We start from the raw sequence: 1,658 nt of genomic DNA, 5'->3' as shown, positions 1-1,658 counted from the left end.
GTAAGCGCTCCACCAACCCCACCTTCTTCGGCCTGACCTAGACCGGTAGCGTGTCTTTCCAGCGCCAAGGGAGCAGCGTGTCGAGGTCGTCATCCTCGCCGAGGGTTGGCAGGGTCTCGAACACGAATCGCAGGTAGTCGTAGGGGGATAGGCCGTTGGCTTTGGCCGTCTCGATCAAGCTGTAGATTGCCGCGCTGGCCTGGGCACCGCTCGGTGTGTGGCTGAACAGCCAGTTTTTTCGACCGACGACAAAGGGGCGAATGGCGTTCTCGGCTGGGTTGTTGTCCAGCGGGATCAGGCCATCATCGAGGAAGCGTGTCAGGCGTTGCCACTGTCCGTTCAGATAGTGCAGGGCCTTGCCCAGCGCGCTCTTCGGCAGCACCTGTGTTAACGACTTGTCGAGCCAGGTGCGTAGCTGCGTGATCAGCGGGCGGCTCCGCTGCTCGCGTAGCGTCTGGCGCGCATCGGGCTCCAGGCCCTGGGCCTGGGTTTCTACGGCGTAGAGCTTGCGGATCTGGTTGAGCGCCCAGTCGGCCTTGCCGGTCTTGCCCTTGGGCTGCACCTTCTGGGCCTCGACGAACTTGCGTCGCGCGTGCGCCCAGCAGCCGGCATGGGTGATGCCGTTCTGCCGCACCACCTCGGCATAGCCCTCGTAGCCATCAGTGACCAGGCGACCAGCATAGTCACCCAGTAGGCGCACGGGCACCCGGCCGGCTCGGCTGGCGTCATAGTCGAACAGCACCACTTGTTGGCCCGGTGGTCCTCCGCGTTGCAGCCACATGTAGGACGTTGAACTCGCCGGCCGGTCGGCCTCGGCGTTGACCTGCAGCGTGGTCTCGTCCATGTGAATTAGCGGGGCCTGTAGCAGGTGCTGTCGCAGGGCCTCGACCAGCGGCATCAGCCGCTCGCCGACCTGGACCATCCAGCGGGCCAGGGTGTTGCGCGGGATCTCTGCGCCGTGGCGGGCAAAGATCTGGCTCTGCCGGTAGAGCGGCAAAGCGTCCTGGTACTTGGCGGTGGCCACGTAGGCGAGCAGCGTGGCGCTGGCGTTACTCTTGGGCAGCAGCTTGGCCGGTGCCTGAGCGATCTGTACGCCCTCTTCGCAAGCGGGGCAGCCGTATTTGAGGCGGACATGGCGAATCACCTCGACCCGCGCCGGCACCACATGCAGCTCCTCGCTGATCTCTTTGCCGATCTCCTTGAGCTCGGTGCCGTCGTGGCGGCAGTGGCGCGCGTCATCAGGCAGGTCGTGGACGACCTCGACACGGGGCAACTCGGGCGGTAGGGCCACTCGGCCGCCACGGCTCCGGGGCTTGGCCGGCTGGTGAGACTCAATCGCGGATGCATCAGCGGTCGACTCATCAGCGGTGGCGGACTCTTCCTCATCCACGGCCACTTCGGCCTCGTTGATGAGGAGATCGCCCTGTTCGACGCGGTACTTCTCGGTGGAGGGACCGAACTGGCGTTCAATGGCCAAGCGAAATTGCTCGAACAGCGCCGCCTTGGCGGCTTCCCACTGCGCCTCCTTCTTGGCCATCAGAGCCAATAGGCGGTCATTTTCTGCCTCGGCGGCGACCAGCTTGCGTTGCAGCTGGTCGACCGTATCGGCGGTGTGAGAGGCGATGGATGTCATGCCGATATTTTACCAAACACCCCCT

General features: G+C 64.6%; 1 protein-coding gene. It reads right to left on the bottom strand.

Annotation, left to right across the window (positions count from 1 at the left end):
- Positions 1 to 37: 37 nt before the first annotated feature.
- Entirely contained in the window at positions 38 to 1,633 is a 1,596-nt protein-coding gene (tnpC, locus tag ACFODV_RS15235; RefSeq protein WP_379760940.1) for an IS66 family transposase, read from the bottom strand.
- Between the last annotated feature and the right edge of the window lie 25 nt (positions 1,634 to 1,658).

Source organism: Halomonas tibetensis (genome assembly GCF_042643535.1).
In the GTDB taxonomy this organism is placed as follows: Bacteria; Pseudomonadota; Gammaproteobacteria; order Pseudomonadales; family Halomonadaceae; genus Halomonas; species Halomonas tibetensis.
The sequence above is the reverse complement of the archived record's forward strand: the minus strand, read 5'-3'. Positions and strand labels throughout refer to the sequence as shown.

Excerpts from the sequence above, each read along its gene's own strand:
- tnpC (WP_379760940.1), bottom strand. The coding sequence starts at position 1,633 with ATGACATCCATCGCCTCTCACACCGCCGATACGGTCGACCAGCTGCAA.